11 protein-coding genes and 1 pseudogene are annotated in these 17,631 nt (G+C 60.4%); 7 read left to right on the top strand and 5 right to left on the bottom strand.

What is annotated here, in order from left to right:
- Window positions 1–19: 19 nt before the first annotated feature.
- A pseudogene (gene ltrA / locus ACA041_RS03715) lies at window positions 20–1,470 on the bottom strand (group II intron reverse transcriptase/maturase).
- A gap of 480 nt (window positions 1,471–1,950) precedes the next feature.
- Window positions 1,951–3,534: a peptide chain release factor 3 gene (locus ACA041_RS03710; RefSeq protein ID WP_150745476.1), complete on the bottom strand. Its 1,584-nt coding sequence runs from the start codon at window positions 3,532–3,534 to the stop codon at window positions 1,951–1,953.
- A 446-nt stretch (window positions 3,535–3,980) separates the two neighbouring features.
- Here ACA041_RS03710 and ACA041_RS03705 point away from each other — a divergent pair, with 446 nt between their 5' ends.
- The 5 genes from ACA041_RS03705 (at window position 3,981) to ACA041_RS03685 (ending at window position 9,098) form a co-directional block, all read left to right on the top strand.
- Window positions 3,981–4,697, top strand: coding sequence for an ABC transporter permease (locus ACA041_RS03705; protein WP_128871943.1), 717 nt, complete (start codon window positions 3,981–3,983; stop codon window positions 4,695–4,697).
- Between the two features lie 20 nt (window positions 4,698–4,717).
- Window positions 4,718–5,635, top strand: coding sequence for a glycine betaine ABC transporter substrate-binding protein (locus tag ACA041_RS03700; RefSeq protein ID WP_497439925.1), 918 nt, complete (start codon window positions 4,718–4,720; stop codon window positions 5,633–5,635).
- An 18-nt stretch (window positions 5,636–5,653) separates the two neighbouring features.
- A complete protein-coding gene (locus ACA041_RS03695) occupies window positions 5,654–6,307 on the top strand; it encodes an ABC transporter permease (RefSeq protein WP_307339599.1) in 654 nt (217 codons plus the stop codon).
- Window positions 6,304–7,461: an osmoprotectant ABC transporter ATP-binding protein OsmV gene (locus ACA041_RS03690; RefSeq protein WP_497439924.1), complete on the top strand. Its 1,158-nt coding sequence runs from the start codon at window positions 6,304–6,306 to the stop codon at window positions 7,459–7,461. The genes ACA041_RS03695 and ACA041_RS03690 overlap by 4 nt, the downstream gene beginning before the upstream one ends.
- Window positions 7,462–7,934: 473 nt before the next feature.
- Entirely contained in the window at window positions 7,935–9,098 is a 1,164-nt protein-coding gene (locus ACA041_RS03685; RefSeq protein WP_064679767.1) for a type III PLP-dependent enzyme, read from the top strand.
- 169 nt (window positions 9,099–9,267) lie between these two features.
- Here the strand turns inward: ACA041_RS03685 and ACA041_RS03680 are convergent, their stop codons facing one another.
- Together ACA041_RS03680 and ACA041_RS03675 are read right to left on the bottom strand one after the other, a co-directional pair.
- Window positions 9,268–9,981 carry a tetratricopeptide repeat protein gene (locus ACA041_RS03680; RefSeq protein ID WP_497442002.1) on the bottom strand — a complete coding sequence of 238 codons (714 nt, stop codon included), beginning with the start codon at window positions 9,979–9,981 and terminating at the stop codon, window positions 9,268–9,270.
- Between the two features lie 57 nt (window positions 9,982–10,038).
- The gene (locus ACA041_RS03675) at window positions 10,039–10,719 is read right to left on the bottom strand and encodes a Fe2+-dependent dioxygenase (protein WP_497439923.1); all 681 of its coding nucleotides are present in this window, start codon (window positions 10,717–10,719) and stop codon (window positions 10,039–10,041) included.
- 207 nt (window positions 10,720–10,926) lie between these two features.
- Between ACA041_RS03675 and ACA041_RS03670 the strand changes: the two genes are divergently transcribed.
- Both ACA041_RS03670 and ACA041_RS03665 read left to right on the top strand, forming a co-directional pair.
- Entirely contained in the window at window positions 10,927–13,242 is a 2,316-nt protein-coding gene (locus ACA041_RS03670; RefSeq protein ID WP_497439922.1) for a TonB-dependent receptor, read from the top strand.
- A gap of 237 nt (window positions 13,243–13,479) precedes the next feature.
- Window positions 13,480–16,008, top strand: coding sequence for a PepSY domain-containing protein (locus ACA041_RS03665; protein WP_497439921.1), 2,529 nt, complete (start codon window positions 13,480–13,482; stop codon window positions 16,006–16,008).
- A gap of 68 nt (window positions 16,009–16,076) precedes the next feature.
- On the opposite strand, the gene ACA041_RS03660 is transcribed toward ACA041_RS03665, so the two are convergent.
- Window positions 16,077–17,618: an alkaline phosphatase D family protein gene (locus ACA041_RS03660; RefSeq protein ID WP_497439920.1), complete on the bottom strand. Its 1,542-nt coding sequence runs from the start codon at window positions 17,616–17,618 to the stop codon at window positions 16,077–16,079.
- Window positions 17,619–17,631: the final 13 nt, after the last annotated feature.

Here is a 17,631-nt window from a genome sequence, read left to right as displayed (position 1 = left end):
CGGTTCCGTATACGGCGGTTCAGGTTATACGGTTAAGCCGGTTAATCGTATCCAGTATCGAGACCAGCCCGAGTCGGTCCCACAGCTTCTTCGGCAACGCCTGATTCATATGGGGCGCTCCCGAGTTCCACCATGGGCCTCGGCCATTGGCTGCCGATTTCCGCGCCCGCGCCTCATTGAGTCCCAGACGTATCAGGTTGCGCACCCTCGCAGAGGGCCGCTTCCATTGTCGCCAGACGACACAACGAAGCTTGTGACGCACCCAGCCATCAAGTGTCTCCAGCGCTCGCTTGCCTTGGGTCAGCTTGAAGTAGCCCGCCCAACCGCGCAGCACGGGGTTTATCCGCTCGATGACAGTCGCCATCTTGCGGCCCCGCGCTTTACGTAGCAGCTCCCTGAGTCGGTCGCGCAAACGACGCAGGCTCATGGTTGCCACTCTCAGCCTCGGTTGCTGGTGCCAACTCATCCCGTAACCCAAGTAATCACACATCCAAGACCCGGCTACTTGGCTCTTGTCCCGGTTCAGCGTCAGTTTCAGACGCTGATTCAGGAAGCGCTCAACACTCCTCATCACTCGTTCGCCAGCACGAGGGCTGCGCACATAAATGTTCGCATCGTCGGCATAGCGTACAAAACGATGACCCCGTCGTTCCAGCTCGCGGTCGAGTTCGTTGAGCAGGATGTTCGACAGCAACGGCGAGAGCGGACCGCCTTGCGGCGTCCCTTCCTGCCGTCGGCTGGCGATCCCGCCCGACATCACACCGGCTTCGAGGTAACGGCGGATCAGCCTGAGCACGCGTTTATCTTCGATTTGGCGCGCCACGTACGCCATCAGGACATCGTGGTTGACCCGATCAAAGAACTTCTCAAGATCAAGTTCCACGCACCAGCGATGCCCTGCCGCCACATGGGCGCGGGCTGTCTCGATGGCTTGGTGGGCGCTTCTGCCCGGTCGAAAGCCGTAGCTGTAGTCCGAGAACAGCGGGTCGAAGATCGGCGTGAGCTGTTGCAGCAGTGCCTGTTGGATCAGGCGATCCACGACGCTGGGAATGCCCAGCTGTCGGGTGCCGCCTTTGGGTTTGGGGATGTCAACGGCGCGCACACCTTGCGGGTGGTACTCGCCGGCCAGCAGCCTCCTCTGGAGGGTTGGCCAATACTGTTTCACGTAGCCCGCCAAGTCGTCGACCGTCATGCCATCGGCACCCGGCGCGCCCTTGTTGTTGACCACGCGCTGATACGCACGCCTGAGGTTGGCCGGTGCAAGCACGCACGCCTGAGGTTGGCCGGTGCAAGCACCCGCGCCATCAGCGTGTCCGGCTCCGCGTTCGTCCACGTCACAGATGCCGTCGATACCTTTGCGCTGTCAGCCGTCATCCTCGGATTCTGTCCGGGACTCGGGGTAACAGTTTCCTCTTGGAGAAATTTCTGCATTTCGGTATTCAACGAGACTCTGACGCCTACTGGCGGCATAACCTGTTCGGCCCTTGGTGGCGCGGTTAACCGCCACTTACTACGGCTTCGGCTGACTTCTGCTCGCTCATCCCGTCGCCTCGCGGCGCTCGGTAGCACAGTGGCAAACGTGCAGATCTCCCAGGGTAATTCGCGCGACCTTCCTGCTTATGCCTGTCGGATCTACGTCACAGCGTTCCGTGCAAGTATTGGGCTTTAGTGATTATGGCCACCTTACCCCGCTGCACCGCCTCATCCGCTTCCTGTTCGTCAAGCCAGCATTTTGCCTCGGGCTTCCTTCAGATTCGCGGTCACCCGCGACACCCTTGCCTTCGGCTAACACTTCCCCTTGCCGGGTGTGTAGAGGACTTGCACCTCCAAGTCACCAGCGTGGCCACCACAGCCAAGCTGGTTGCGCTTGCGCGCAACGCGCCATGCCTGGCGCACCACAAAAAAACCCCGCAGCTTTCGCAACGGGGCTTTTGGGTTACAACTCAGCGCTTAATGATGCTCACGCGTCGCGCGGAATTTCACGTCCGGCCAGCGCTCTTCCATCAGCGCCAGGTTGACCCGGGTCGGGGCCAGGTAGGTCAGGTGACCGCCGCCGTCGACCGCGAGGTTTTCCACAGCCTTGACCCGGAACTCCTCGAGCTTCTTCTTATCGTCGCAATCGATCCAGCGCGCGGAATACACGGTGATCGGCTCGTACGAGCACTCGACCTTGTATTCCTCTTTCAAGCGGCTGGCGACCACATCGAACTGCAGCACACCGACGGCGCCGAGGATGATGTCGTTGCTGCGCTCGGGGAAGAACACCTGGGTGGCGCCCTCTTCCGCCAGTTGCTGCAAGCCCTGACGCAGTTGCTTGGATTTCAGCGGATCACGCAGGCGTACGCGGCGGAACAGTTCCGGGGCGAAGTGCGGGATGCCGGTGAAGCCCAGGACTTCGCCTTCGGTGAAGGTGTCGCCGATCTGGATGGTGCCGTGGTTGTGCAGGCCGATGATGTCGCCAGCAAACGCTTCCTCAAGCTGCTCACGCTCGGAAGAGAAGAAGGTCAGCGCGTCGCCGATCCGCACGTCCTTGCCGGTACGCACGTGGCGCATCTTCATGCCTTTTTCGTACTTGCCGGAGCAAATGCGCATGAAGGCGATACGGTCGCGGTGTTTCGGGTCCATGTTCGCTTGGATCTTGAACACGAAGCCGGCGAATTTCTCTTCAACCGGTTCCACGGTGCGCTCGTTGGCCACACGGGCCAGGGGTTTCGGCGCCCAGTTGACCACGGCGTCGAGCACGTGATCGACACCGAAGTTGCCCAATGCAGTACCGAAGAACACCGGGGTCAGTTGGCCGTCGAGGAATTCCTGTTGATTGAATTCGTGGCAGGCGCCCTGTACCAGTTCCAGCTGATCAACGAAACGATCGTACTCGTCGCCCAGGTGCGCACGGGCTTCATCGGAGTCGAGCTTCTCGATGATTTTCACATCGGTGCGCTCGTGGCCGTGGCCGGCGGTGTAGACGATGATGTAGTCGTCGGCGAGGTGATAAACGCCCTTGAAGTCGCGGTAGCAACCAATCGGCCAGGTGATCGGCGCCGCCTTGATCTTCAGGACCGCTTCGATTTCGTCGAGCAGTTCGATCGGGTCGCGGATGTCACGGTCGAGTTTGTTGATGAAGCTGACAATCGGCGTGTCACGCAGACGGCAGACGTCCATCAGCGCGATGGTCCGTGGCTCTACACCCTTACCGCCGTCGAGAACCATCAAGGCCGAGTCCACCGCTGTCAGGGTGCGGTAGGTATCTTCGGAGAAGTCTTCGTGGCCCGGGGTGTCGAGCAGGTTGATCATGTGCTCGCGATACGGGAACTGCATGACCGACGTGGTAATGGAAATACCCCGTTGTTTTTCCATTTCCATCCAGTCGGAGGTGGCATGGCGGTCGGATTTACGAGATTTCACCGTGCCGGCAACCGCAATCGCCTTGCCCATCAGCAAGAGCTTCTCGGTGATGGTGGTTTTACCGGCATCGGGGTGGGAAATAATGGCGAAAGTGCGGCGTTTCGCGACTTCGGCGGCCTGTTTGGTCATGGGAAATCGCCTGGCAGGTGATTCAAAAAAGGGCCGCGATTATAGCCCATGTTGAACAAGGAACCGAACCGTTGAGCACATTAGGGGTGGCCAAATGCTGCTTCAGATGGGAACCTTTCAGCGCGTGGAGGCGTCCACTCCCCTGTTACGACTATTCGTCAGGGTTGAAAAATCAGCAAGTTAGCCTGACGAGGCTGCGCTTATGGCTCGATAAGCCGTACGTTTTCTCCCCGTAGGAGCGAGCTTGCTCGCGAAAAACGTCCAGACAATGCGTTCATTCAGACCGCACGCGTCATCGTTGACGTCCATCGCGAGCAAGCTCGCTCCTACAAGGGAAAGCGCTCGGCATGAGGAGCTGCTTCTCGCGAACGTTGTTTTCCCGGCAGCCAGGAATGGCATGCCACACGGGACTGCGTTCGCCGACAAAGAAAAAAAGGAGTCCGCCTGTGGCTATTCGCTATGGCAAGGGGCTTATTGGAGGTGCGGTTGTCGTCGCCCTCCTGGCCCTGCTGGTCCACTGGATTGGCATCAACACGATCGAACATTACCGCGACGATTTGTTGTTTTACCTGCAAGCTCATTTGATTCTCGTCCTCGTTTCCATGCTGGCCGCCCTTGTTGTGGGCATACCCGCCGGGATCTTCCTCAGCCGCCCGACCATGGTGGGCCGCGCTGAACGCTTCATGCAGATCTTCAACATCGGCAACACCGTGCCGCCTCTTGCCGTACTGGCCATCGCCCTGGGCATCCTGGGTATTGGCAGCGGTCCTGCGATCTTTGCCCTGTTCCTCGCCTCGCTATTGCCGATTGTGCGCAATACCTATGAAGGCCTGAAAAACGTCCAGGGTTCGCTCAAGGAAGCGGCCGTCGGCATCGGCATGACACCGACTCAGGTGCTGTGGCGGGTCGAACTGCCGAACGCCGTGCCGATCATCATCGGTGGCGTGCGCGTGGCCCTGGCGATCAACGTCGGGACTGCACCGCTGGCGTTCCTGATCGGCGCCAACAGCCTGGGCAGCCTGATTTTCCCCGGCATCGCCCTGAACAATCAGCCGCAACTGATGCTCGGCGCGGCCTGCACCGCCCTGCTGGCCTTGCTGCTCGACGGTCTGGTGACACTCGCCAGCCGCCTCTGGCTCGAACGCGGCTTGCGCCCGTCTTAAGCCTCGGCAAAGGAATTGATATGAAAGCTCTTTGTTTAAAAGGCAGTAGCTTATTACTAGCCTGTGCCCTGCTGTTCGCAGGAATTGCCCAAGCCGCTGAAAAACCCGTGATCCGCATCGGCGCCCGGGTGTTCACCGAACAAACCCTGCTGGCGGAAATCACTTCCCAGTACCTGCGCACCAAGGGTTACGACGCCCAGGTGACGGGCGGTCTGGGCAGCAGCCTCGCTCGCAGCGCTCAGGAAAGTGGCCAACTGGACCTGATCTGGGAATACACCGGCGTGTCGCTGGTGGCATACAACCACATCACCGACAAGCTCGACAGCGCTCAGTCCTACGCCAAAGTGAAAGAACTCGACGCGAAAAAAGGCCTGATCTGGCTGACCCCGTCGAAATTCAGCAACACCTACGCCCTGGCGTTGCCGGAAAAAACCGCGAAGGCTTATCCGCAGATCAACACCATCAGCGAGCTGAACACGGTGATGCAGGCTGAGGCGAAGACCAACCACCTCGTCGCCCTGGACACCGAGTTTGCCAACCGTTCCGACGGCATGGCCGGCATGGTCGACCTCTACGGCATGAACCTGACCCGTAAAAACACCCGCCAGATGGATGCCGGGCTGGTCTACACCGCCCTGCGCAATAGTCAGGTGTTTGCCGGTCTGGTCTACACCACCGACGGTCGCTTGAACGCCTTCAAACTGAAGCTGCTGGAAGACGACAAGCACTACTTCCCTGACTACACCGCAGCGCCCGTGGTACGTCAGGCTTACCTCGACGCTCATCCGAAACTGGCGGAAGAAATCAAACCGCTGGCCGAACTGTTCGATGACGCAACCATGCGTGCGCTGAATGCACGGGTCGATGTCGATCACGAAAGCCCTTCATCCGTTGCCGCCGATTTCCTGCGCCAGCATCCACTGCTGTCTGTTCATTAAGGCAGAGGAGAAAAAGACATGGAATTTCTGAACGCCTTTTCCCATCTCGACTGGGCGCAGGTCCTGCAACTGACCGGGCAGCACATCACCCTGGTCGGCATCGCCGTGACCCTGGCGATTCTGGTCGGCGTGCCGCTGGGTATCCTGATGACGCGTTTTCCGACGCTCGCCGGGCCCTTGCAAGCCAGCGCCACGGTGCTGCTGACCGTGCCGTCGATTGCCCTGTTCGGCCTGCTGCTGCCGTTCTACTCGAAATTCGGCCAGGGCCTGGGCCCGATGCCGGCGATCACTGCAGTGTTTCTGTACTCGCTGCTGCCGATCATGCGTAACACCTACCTCGCGCTGACCGGCGTCGAACCCGGTATTCGCGAAGCCGCCCGCGGCATCGGCATGACCTTCGGCCAGCGCCTGCGCATGGTCGAACTGCCGATCGCGGTACCGGTGATCCTCGCCGGTGTGCGCACCGCCGTGGTCATGAACATCGGTGTCATGACCATCGCCGCGACCATCGGCGCCGGTGGCCTCGGTGTACTTATTCTCGCTTCAATCAGCCGCAGCGACATGTCGATGCTGATCGTCGGCGCCGTGCTGGTCAGTCTCCTGGCCATATTCGCCGACCTGCTTCTGCAATGGCTGCAACGCACGCTGACTCCAAAAGGACTCCTGAAATGATCGAACTTCAAAACCTCATCAAGACCTTCCAAAGCAACGGCAAAGATGTGAAAGCCGTGGACTCGGTAAGCCTGACCGTCAATGAAGGCGAGATCTGTGTGTTCCTCGGGCCATCGGGCTGCGGCAAAAGCACCACGCTGAAGATGATCAACCGGCTGATCAAGCCGACTTCGGGCAAGATCCTGATCAACGGCGAAGACACCACCGACCTCGACGCCGTGACCCTGCGCCGCAACATCGGTTATGTGATCCAGCAGATCGGTCTGTTCCCGAACATGACCATCGAGGAAAACATCACCATCGTTCCGCGCCTGCTGGGCTGGGACAAGCAGAAATGCCACGACCGCGCCCGCGAGTTGATGAGCATGATCAAGCTTGAACCCAAGCAGTACCTCAATCGCTACCCGCGTGAACTGTCCGGTGGTCAGCAGCAGCGGATCGGCGTGATTCGCGCGCTGGCGGCAGATGCGCCGTTGTTGCTGATGGACGAGCCGTTCGGCGCGGTCGACCCGATCAACCGCGAAATGATCCAGAACGAGTTCTTCGAGATGCAGCGCGCGCTGAACAAGACCGTGATCATGGTCAGCCACGACATCGACGAAGCGATCAAGCTGGGCGACAAGATTGCGATCTTCCGCGCTGGCAAGCTGCTGCAGATCGACCATCCGGACACGCTGCTGGCGCACCCGGCGGATGACTTTGTCAGCAACTTCGTCGGCCAGGACAGCACTCTCAAGCGCCTGTTGTTGGTGAAAGCCGAAGATGCGGCGGACAACGCGCCGTCGGTGAGCCCGGAAACGCCGGTGGCCGAAGCCCTGGAATTGATGGACGAACTGGACCGTCGTTATGTGGTGGTTACTGACGGTGAGAACAAGGCGATGGGGTATGTACGACGTCGCGACCTGCACCGTCAGACAGGCAGCTGCACGCAATACCTGCGCGAGTTCAACGCCACCGCGGCGTACGACGAGCATTTGCGCATCCTGCTGTCGCGCATGTACGAGTTCAACCGCTCGTGGCTGCCGGTGATGGATGCCGAGCGGGTGTTCCTGGGTGAAGTGACCCAGGAATCGATTGCAGAGTATTTGAGCTCTGGTAAGTCTCGTGGGGGCAAGACCAGTATCGTTTCGCCAGCCGAAACTGCTGCCGCCTGACCGAAAATGTAGGAGCGAGCTTGCTCGCGAAGGACTTGAAAGCGCCGCGTTGATTCAGAATACACGCGTTATCGTTGTCCTCCATCGCGAGCAAGCTCGCTCCTACAGGTGGTTGCAACAAATCCCTCTGCAACACCTCAAATTCCCCTCCTACGGGAACATCACACTGTCACGCAGGTCCGTTACATCAGTAGATGTCCGGGACCGCACGACGGAAGCGTGCAAAAACGCGACATTTTTTGTTGATCTCAAGCCCCTCACGCCCTAAAGTTCGCGCCGAACGTCCATGCTGGAAACGATCCATCCGGCTCAAGTACTGACGACGAGACAGCAAGGCCAAGGGAAGCACCGCCTCCCGTGGCCTTTTTGCTTTCGGCGACATGCCTTGGGAAGTAGGCGAACCAAAGTGGGGATACGGAGGACGTTCATATGCACCCATTGTTAATTTCAGTTTGCCCTTAGGAGTCTCCAGCATGTCGATCAACGTCGAAGATTATTTCGAGCGCGCCACCTTTGACAAAATGAAGGCGTTCGCCGACAAGCAAGAAACCCCGTTCGTGGTGATCGACACCGCGATGATCAGCCAGGCCTACGATGACCTGCGCGCCGGTTTCGAATTCGCCAAAGTCTATTACGCGGTAAAAGCCAACCCGGCTGTCGAGATCATTGACCTGTTGAAAGACAAGGGGTCGAGCTTCGACATCGCCTCGATCTATGAGCTGGACAAGGTGATGGACCGCGGCGTCAGCGCCGACCGTATCAGCTACGGCAACACCATCAAGAAATCCAAAGACATCCGTTATTTCTACGAGAAAGGCGTGCGCCTGTTCTCCACCGACTCCGAAGCCGACCTGCGCAACATCGCCAAGGCCGCACCGGGTTCGAAAGTCTACGTGCGCATCCTCACCGAAGGCTCGACCACCGCCGACTGGCCTCTGTCGCGCAAATTCGGCTGCCAGACCGACATGGCCATGGACCTGCTGATCCTCGCCCGTGACCTGGGCCTGGTGCCGTACGGCATCTCGTTCCACGTCGGCTCGCAACAGCGCGACATCAGCGTCTGGGACGCGGCGATCGCCAAGGTCAAAGTGATCTTCGAGCGCCTGAAGGAAGAAGACGGCATCGTACTCAAGCTGATCAACATGGGCGGCGGCTTTCCAGCCAACTACATCACCCGCACCAACAGCCTGGAAACCTACGCCGAAGAAATCATCCGTTTCCTCAAGGAAGACTTCGGTGACGACCTGCCGGAAATCATCCTCGAACCGGGCCGTTCGCTGATTGCCAACGCTGGCATTCTGGTCAGCGAAGTGGTGCTGGTTGCGCGTAAATCCCGTACCGCCGTCGAGCGATGGGTGTACACGGACGTGGGCAAATTCTCCGGCCTGATCGAAACCATGGACGAAGCCATCAAGTTCCCGATCTGGACCGAGAAGAAAGGCGAAATGGAAGAAGTGGTCATCGCCGGCCCGACCTGCGACAGCGCCGACATCATGTACGAAAACTACAAGTACGGTTTGCCGCTGAACCTGGCCATTGGTGATCGTATGTACTGGTTGTCGACCGGTGCCTACACCACCAGCTACAGCGCCGTTGAATTCAATGGCTTCCCGCCGCTGAAATCGTTCTACGTGTAAGCACTGCACGCAGAAATCAAAAAGCCCATGACGTGTCATGGGCTTTTTTGTGCCTGGAATACACCGCCCCCCCCTGTAGGAGCTGGCCTGCCAGCGAAGGTCGTTAACGATAACGCGTGCTTGCTGACGGCACGTGGTGCTCTTTAGACCTTCGCTGGCAAGCCAGCTCCTACAGGGGTACGAGTTCCAGCTCAAGTTCGGCGTGGCGCCGGGCATAGTCGGTGGCCAGGGTGCGAATGTGCGGGTCGCTCGCTTCCTGCAACGCCTTGCTCGCCACCCGCAAAAAATTCAGATTGCCGCCAGCCAGTGCCTTGCGCAACCAGACCTGCGCCTCCTCGATATTCCCTTCATCCGCCAGCACGGCGGCATAACTGAACTGCCCGCGAAAGTCCCCGCCGACCGCCGAGCGTTGATACCAGTCACGCGCAGCCTGCGGATCAGCCGGGCATACCCGCCCGTCCTCCAGATAACGTCCCAGCAGGTTCATTGACTTCGCATGTCCCAGTTCCGCGGCGCGGCGATAAAGATCCAGCGCTTGCAGCTGATCCTCGGCCACTCCACGACCGGTTGCCAGCAGGTTCGCGAAGTTGTACATCGCCCAATCCAGCCCGGCTTCGGCGGCGACACGGTAATGGCTGGCGGCAGTCGAGGCGTCGGCGCTGCAACCCCAGCCATGTTCGTGGCAACGGCCAAGCATGTTGCGCGCCATCAGATGCCCACGTTGCGCGGCGATCTCGAACCAGCGCACCGCCAGCGGCTGGTCCTGCTCGATCCCGCGTCCATCCAACAGGATCTGCCCGAGCAACGCCTGAGCATCGAGAACACCTTCACCTGCGGCGATCAGGATCGCCTGGGCGGCGCGCGCCGGGCTTTCTTCAAGCATCGCCTTGAGACGATCACCGTCGAGGACTTCTTCGCGGCGAATACGAAAATCCGCCACCTACACCTCGACCCAACGACGCAACAGGTTGTGGTACGTGCCGGTCAGGCGGATCAGCGAAGGATGGTCGGGCACGTCCCGGGTCAGCTGCTGGATCGCCCCGTCCATCTCGAACAACAAGGCCCGTTGGCTGTCTTCACGCACCAGGCTTTGGGACCAGAAGAATGAGGCAAAGCGTGTACCGCGAGTGACGGCGTTGACCTTGTGCAGGCTGGTGCCGGGGTACAGGACCATGTCGCCGGCGGGCAACTTCACGCGCTGGGTGCCGAAGGTGTCCTGGATTTCCAGTTCGCCGCCGTCATAGTCGTCCGGCTCGCTGAAAAACAGCGTCGCCGACAGATCGGTGCGCACCCGCTCGATGCTGCCCTTGGGCTGTCGCACGGCGTTGTCGATGTGAAAATCGAAGCTGCCACCGGCGGTATAACAATTCAGCAAGGGAGGGAAGACCTTGTGCGGTAGCGCCGCGGACATGAACAGCGGATTTTTCCACAGCCGTTCAAGCATCGCCGCACCGACTTCCTTGGCCAAAGGATGACCTTCAGGCAGTTGCAGATTGTGCTTGGCCTTGGCCGACTGATAGCCGGCGGTGATCTTGCCGTCCGCCCAGTCGGCCTGTTCCAGAGCTTCACGAATGCGCTGCACTTCTTCTTTCGCGAACAAGCCGGGAATGTGCAGCAGCATGGGGCAAACACCTGAAGATAAAGGGGCGCCAATGGTATTGATTCTTATTGCCCGTGTACAACCCTCGCGACGAATGAAACATCAAAAACCGTAAGGTCAAATTGTAAAGAATGTAAATTCAGCGCGAATAGTAATATTTCGCAATTGATACAAATACCTGTTTACCCTATATTCCGCGGCCTCAAATCCTTGGGGAGGGGAATGCTCATGTCACGCCAACTATCACAATTACCGGTCAGTTCACCGCGTTTGCTCGCGTCTGCAATTGGCGTGGCGATCACTGCCGGCTCCGCTGGCCATATGGTTTTCGCGGCTGAGAAGACCGACGAGAAAGCGCCGGGCAATGCCATTTCCCTCGACGCGACCGCGATCACCGGCGAGGCGCAGGACCATACTTCCTACAACGTCGAGAAAGCCTCCTCGCCCAAGTACACGGCGCCGCTGGTGAACACCCCGCGTTCGGTCACGGTCATCCCGCAACAAGTCCTCAAGGACACCGGCGCCCTCAACATGCAGGACGCGCTGCGCACGGTCCCCGGCATCACCTTTGGTGCCGGCGAAGGCGGCAACCCACAGGGTGACCGTCCATTCATTCGTGGTTTCGATGCCCAGGGCGATACCTACCTGGACGGCGTGCGCGATACCGGCTCGCAGAGCCGCGAGATCTTCGCCGTCGAGTCGATCGAAGTCAGCAAGGGCCCGAACTCCGCCATTGGCGGCCGTGGCGCTGCCGGTGGCAGCATCAACCTGGTCAGCAAGAAAGCGCACTTGGGCGAGTCACTCAACGGTGGATTCACCTGGGGCTCGGACCAGACCCAGCGCTACACATTCGACGGCAACTACCAGTTCACCGACACCGCCGCCGGCCGTCTGAACCTGATGAGCCACGAAAGCAATGTTGCCGGCCGGGACAAGGTCGATTACGACCGTTGGGGCATCGCACCATCGCTGGCGTTCGGCCTGGGCACCGACACTCGCGTGAACCTCGATTACTACCACCTGGAAAGTAACGACACGCCGGATTCGGGCATTCCGTACACCATTCCTGTCGCAGGCTCGGCCGCCCGCACCAAATCCAATCCGGACAAGCCTTACGCCGGTGGCGATGACAGCAACTTCTACGGTCTGGACCGCGATTTCCGCAAGGGCCGCACCGACACCGCGACCTTCGCCATCGAGCACGACCTGAGCGACTCGCTGACCGTCAAGAACACCTTGCGCCACGGCAGCAGCATGCAGGATTACATCCTGACCCAGCCGGACGACAGCAAGGGCAACGTCAACAACGGCAGCGTCTGGCGCCGCGCCAACACCCGTGTCAGCAACACCGACACCACCACCAACCAGACCGATCTGTTTGGTGATTTCTACATCGCCGGCTTCAAGAACAGCTTCTCCACCGGTATCGAGTTGAGCCACGAGGACAGCGAAAAATCCTCATACAACGTCAATACCGACACCACGCCGGGCACCACACCGGTGACCACCAACTGCTCCCCGGCACTGATCGGCGCGCCAAGCGGCTACAACTGCACCTCGCTGTCCAGCCCGAACCCGAGCGACCCGTGGAACGGTGCGATCTCCCGTAACTACGCCGGCACCGACACCTCCAGCACCACCCGCGCGCTGTACGTGTTCGACACCCTCGAATTGTCCGAGCAGTGGCTGGTGAACATGGGCCTGCGTTACGACCATTTCGACACCAAGTACAAGACCTACACCGCAGCTGGCAACACCACGGCCAAGGGCGACGACACCAGCGAATTCGTGACCGGGCAGTTCGGCGTGGTCTACAAGCCGACTGAAAACGGCAGCATCTATGCGTCGTATGCCACTTCCGCCACGCCCCCGGGTGCCACCCTGGGCGAAGGTCAGGAAGGCAACCCGCTGGGCGGCACTGCGGATCGCGCCGGCAACCTGCTGAGCAGCGACATGGAGCCGGAAACCACCAAGAACTACGAGATCGGCACCAAGTGGGATCTGCTCAACGATCGTCTGTCCCTGACCGCCGATATCTTCCGCACCGAGAAGGATAACGCCAGGGTACAAGTCGACACCACGTCCTATGAAAACGCCGGTAAAACCCGCGTTCAAGGTATCGAGCTGTCGGCCACCGGCAAGATCACCGACAAATGGCAAGTGTTCGCCGGGTATGCCTACATGGACAGCGAGCAAGTCGACGGCGGCCCGTTGGGCGCGGCCAACGACGGCAACGAGCTGCCGAACACGCCGAAAAACAGCGCCAGCCTCTGGACGACCTACCAGGTCACGCCGAAGCTGACCATCGGTGGCGGTGCGTTCTACGTCGATGACGTATTCGGCAGCGTGGCTAACACCACCATGGTTGATGACTATGTGCGCTACGACGCCATGGTGGCCTACAAGCTGACCAAAAATGTCGACCTGCAGCTGAACGTGCAGAACCTGACCGACGAAACCTACTACGACAAGGCCTTCTCGACCCACTTCGCCAACCAGGCGGCAGGCCGTACAGCGTTGCTGAGCACCAACTTCCACTTCTGATAGAACCTGTAGGAGCGAGCTTGCTCGCGAAGGTCGTCAACGACAACGCGGCAAAGCTGACACCCGCGTCGTCCTCGGGTTTTTCGCGAGCAAGCTCGCTCCTACAAAGGTTGGCATTGGGCCAGGCCCCGTTCATCCAGATGGACGGGGCTTTTGTGTGTAAAAAGAATGCTTCTCGACAACCCACGGCATAATGCGCGCCGTGATGATTATTTTCGAACGGACAAGGCGAGTGACGTGTTGAAGAAAACCCTGTTCCAGTTGCACTGGTTTTTCGGTATCAGTGCCGGGCTGGTCCTGGCCCTGATGGGCATTACCGGGGCCACGGTTTCGTTTGAGGATGAAATCCTGGGTGTGTTGAACCCCTCGGTGCTGCAGGTCGAAAAACAGGTCGCCGGCGTGCTTCCGCCTGCGGAGCTGGTGGAGAAAATCGAAGGTGCCACGGGCAAGAAAGTCGCGATGATCTGGGTCGAGACCGACAGCGACAACGCCGCGCGAGTGTCCTTCACCCCGCCACCGGGTGAACGCCGTGGCGAGATGCGCTACTTCAACCCGTACACCGCCGAGTTCATGGGCGACGTCACCGGCCAGGACTTCTTCGGCTTCATGCTGAAACTGCACCGCTTCCTGGCCATGGGCGACACCGGTCGTCAGATCACCGGTGCCTGTACCCTGATCCTGGTGTTCTTCTGCCTGTCCGGCCTTTATCTGCGCTGGCCGCGCCAGTGGAAAAGCTGGCGCGCCTGGCTGACCCTCGACTGGAAGAAAAAGGGCCGCAGCTTCAACTGGGACCTGCACTCCGTGGCCGGTACCTGGTGCCTGGTGTTTTACCTCCTGGCGGCGCTGACCGGGTTGACTTGGTCTTATGAGTGGTACAACAAGGGCCTGACCCGGCTGCTTTCCGATTCGCCGCAGAACGAGCGGGTCCGGGGTGGTCGCGGTCCTGCGCCAACGGGTCCTGCGCCGACGGCCGATTATGCGGCCATGTGGAGCAGCATCTACAGCGCTGCGGGGCCGAACCTGGCCGCCTACAACATTCGTATGCCGCCCGTGGCCGGCCAGCCAGCGACCGTGTTTTACCTGCTGGACTCCTCGCCGCACGATCGTGCGCTGAACCAGATCAGCCTCGACCCGGCCACCGGCATCGTCAAACGGCATGACCGTTACAGCGACAAGAGCCTCAAGGCGCAATTGCTGACCAGCATCTACGCGCTGCACGTCGGCAGCTATTTCGGCATTGTCGGGCGGATCATCCTGACGCTCAGCGCGCTGACCATGCCGCTGTTCTTTGTCACGGGCTGGTTGCTGTACCTCGATCGTCGACGCAAGAAAAAACAGGTCAAGGATGCCCGCAAAGGCCTCGCGCAATCAGACAGCAATGCGCCAGCCTGGTTGATCGGTTTTGCCAGCCAGAGCGGATTTGCCGAGCAACTGGCGTGGCAGACCGCCGGGCAATTGCAGGCCGCCGGCCTGCCGGTAAAGGTCCAGCCGCTGGCGGATGTCAGTGAGCAGGATCTGCGCGATTCCAGCAACGCGCTGTTCGTGGTCAGCACCTTCGGCGACGGTGAAGCGCCTGACAGCGCCCGGGGCTTCGAGCGCAAGGTGCTGGGCCAGGCGCTGAGCCTGGAGAGCCTGAACTATGCCGTGCTCGGCCTCGGCGATCGGCAATACCAACACTTCTGCGGCTTCGCCCGACGCCTGCACTCCTGGTTGGGCGAGCACGGCGGTAAGACCCTGTTCGCCCCGGTGGAAGTCGACAGCGGCGACCCCTACGCCTTGCGTCACTGGCAGCAGCAACTCGGCCTGGTGACCGGACAGGCACCTGTGGACACCTGGAAAGCGCCCGGCTACGACAACTGGACCCTGGTTCGCCGGGATTTGCTCAACCCTGACAGCAGCGGCTCGGGCGTGTACTTGCTGGGCCTCGCCGCCCCCAACAGCAGCAGCTGGCTGGCCGGTGACCTGGTGGAAGTACTGCCGCGCAATTGCCCATGGGCCATTGAACACTTCCTCGATGGCCTGGGGATCGACGGTCGGGCCATGGTTAAGCTCGATGACCTGTCGCAACCGCTGGAGCAAGCCCTCGCCAGTCGACAACTGCCCGCGAACCGGACTCATCTGGTCGGTCTGCACGCACAAGCGCTGGTGGATGCCCTGGTGCCGTTGGCCATGCGCGAATACTCCATCGCTTCGATTGCCGCCGATGGCGTGCTGGAACTGATCGTGCGCCAGGAACTGCATCCCGACGGCAGTCTCGGCATCGGTTCCGGCTGGCTGACCGAACACGCACCGGTGGGCAGTACCATCAGTCTGCGAGTGCGGCGCAACAGCGGTTTCCATCTGCCGACCGAGCCGGTGCCGATGATCTTGCTGGGCAACGGTACCGGACTGGCCGGGCTGCGCAGTTTGCTCAAGGCACGGATTGCCGACGGGCAGCAACGTCATTGGTTGCTGTTTGGCGAGCGCAATCGCGAGCACGACTACCTGTGCCGCGATGAGCTTGAAGAATGGCTGATTTCGGGTGACCTGGAGCGGCTGGACCTGGCGTTCTCGCGGGACCAGGCCGAAAAGATCTACGTGCAGGATCGACTGCGCGAGTCAGCCACTGAACTGAAGAAATGGCTGGCCGATGGTGCGGTAATCTACATCTGCGGCAGCTTGCAGGGGATGGCTTCAGGGGTGGATCACGCGCTCAACGAACTGATCGGAATCGAAGCGGTCGACCGCCTGATCGAACAAGGCCGATACCGCCGCGACGTTTACTGACCCACCACAATCCCATGTGGGAGCAAGCTCGCTCCCACATTGATCGGGTGTCGGCTTGCCGATCCTTCTCAAACCGGCTGCAGCGTCTGCTCAAACACCCCCACCCCATCCAGATCCCGCAACACCACACTCAACTCCCCCGTCTGCCCATCGATATTCACCTCTCCAAAAAACTGAAAACCGGCAAACGGTGAAGCGTTCTGCGAAGGTGGCGCCTTCTCGAACACCACTTCAGGGCCAAAGGTTTTATCCAGCGGATCAGGGCCGAAACTCCCTGCGTTCAGCGGCCCGGCGACGAACTCCCAGAAGGGTTCGAAATCTTGAAAAGCCGCGCGATCCGGGTGGTAGTGATGGGCCGCACAGTAATGGACATCCGCCGTCAGCCAGACGAAATTGCGCACCTGCTGCGCCCGCAGGAAACCAAGCAATTCGGCAATTTCCAGTTCACGCCCCTGGGCCGGCCCTGGATCGCCGTTGGCCACCGCTTCCCAGCGCCCTACGCCCGGGCTGACTTCCCCGTCGGAGACGCCGAGGCCGATCGGCATGTCGGCGGCGATGACTTTCCACTGGGCACTGGAGTCCTTCAACTCGCGCTTGAGCCAGTCCAGCTGTTCGCGTCCAAGGAAGGGCTTGGCGGCGCCTAGGTTGTCGTCGTTCGCCCCACGATAGCTGCGCATGTCGAGTACGAATACATCGAGCAACGGCCCATAACCCAGCTTGCGATAAATCCGCCCGCCGCTGTCGGCGCTTTGCAATCGCATCGGCGCATATTCGAGCCAGGCCTGGCGCCCCCGCCCCACCAGGCTGTGGATATCCTTGTTGGTGTAACGCGGGTCCAACTGCTTGCCCGGCGACCAGTTGTTCACCACTTCGTGGTCGTCCCACTGCCAGATCTGCGGGACCTCGGCGTTGAAGCGACGGACGTTTTCGTCCATCAAGTTGTAGCGGTAATTGCCACGATAGTCGTCGAGGGTCTCGGCAACTTTGCTCTTGGCTTCGCAGGTGATATTGCGCCACATGCGGCCACTCTCAGTCATAAGCTGCGCCGGCACCGGGCCGTCGGCGTAGATGCTGTCGCCGCTATGGATAAAAAAGTCCGGCAGGCGCAACCGCATGGCTTCGTAGATGCGCATGCCGCCGATGTCCGGATTGATACCGAAACCCTGGCCGACGGTGTCGCCGCTCCAGACGAAGCGAATGTCGCGACGGGTCTGGGGCACGCTACGCAGGTGACCGAACCAGGGTTCGCTGGCGACCCCGCTTTGGGCATCTTCGAAATACTCACGATAGAAAATCGCCTGGTCGGCGGGCAGTCCGCTGAGTTCGACCCGGGCGGTGAAGTCAGTGCGGGCATCGGCCAATGGCGAGACGAAGCGACGGGGGTTGCTGAACAGGCTGCGGGTGTCCCACTCCACCACCATCCGCGCCGGGCGGTCGCTGCGGCTCCAGACCATCGCCCGGTCGCCCAGCAGGTCGCCGGACTGCACGCCATCGGTGAGTTGCGGACGCTCCTTGACCGAGGCAATCACCGCCGGCGCAAGGCCGGGAAGCAGCAGCCCGGCGCCGACGGCTTGCATGACACGACGGCGACCGAGGTCGAATTCGCTCATGGGGTTCTCCCTG

It is taken from the genome of Pseudomonas sp. LBUM1676, from assembly GCF_059695605.1.
This window is presented reverse-complemented; position numbering and strand designations above follow the sequence as displayed.

What these genes read in the sequence shown, in the direction of transcription:
- ACA041_RS03700 (WP_497439925.1), top strand. Translation starts at nt 4,718, where the DNA reads ATGAAAGCTCTTTGTTTAAAAGGCAGTAGCTTATTACTAGCCTGTGCC.
- ACA041_RS03660 (WP_497439920.1), bottom strand. Translation starts at nt 17,618, where the DNA reads ATGAGCGAATTCGACCTCGGTCGCCGTCGTGTCATGCAAGCCGTCGGC.
- ACA041_RS03675 (WP_497439923.1), bottom strand. Translation starts at nt 10,719, where the DNA reads ATGCTGCTGCACATTCCCGGCTTGTTCGCGAAAGAAGAAGTGCAGCGC.
- ACA041_RS03690 (WP_497439924.1), top strand. Translation starts at nt 6,304, where the DNA reads ATGATCGAACTTCAAAACCTCATCAAGACCTTCCAAAGCAACGGCAAA.
- ACA041_RS03680 (WP_497442002.1), bottom strand. Translation starts at nt 9,981, where the DNA reads ATGCTTGAAGAAAGCCCGGCGCGCGCCGCCCAGGCGATCCTGATCGCC.
- ACA041_RS03710 (WP_150745476.1), bottom strand. Translation starts at nt 3,534, where the DNA reads ATGACCAAACAGGCCGCCGAAGTCGCGAAACGCCGCACTTTCGCCATT.
- ACA041_RS03670 (WP_497439922.1), top strand. Translation starts at nt 10,927, where the DNA reads ATGTCACGCCAACTATCACAATTACCGGTCAGTTCACCGCGTTTGCTC.
- ACA041_RS03695 (WP_307339599.1), top strand. Translation starts at nt 5,654, where the DNA reads ATGGAATTTCTGAACGCCTTTTCCCATCTCGACTGGGCGCAGGTCCTG.
- ACA041_RS03685 (WP_064679767.1), top strand. Translation starts at nt 7,935, where the DNA reads ATGTCGATCAACGTCGAAGATTATTTCGAGCGCGCCACCTTTGACAAA.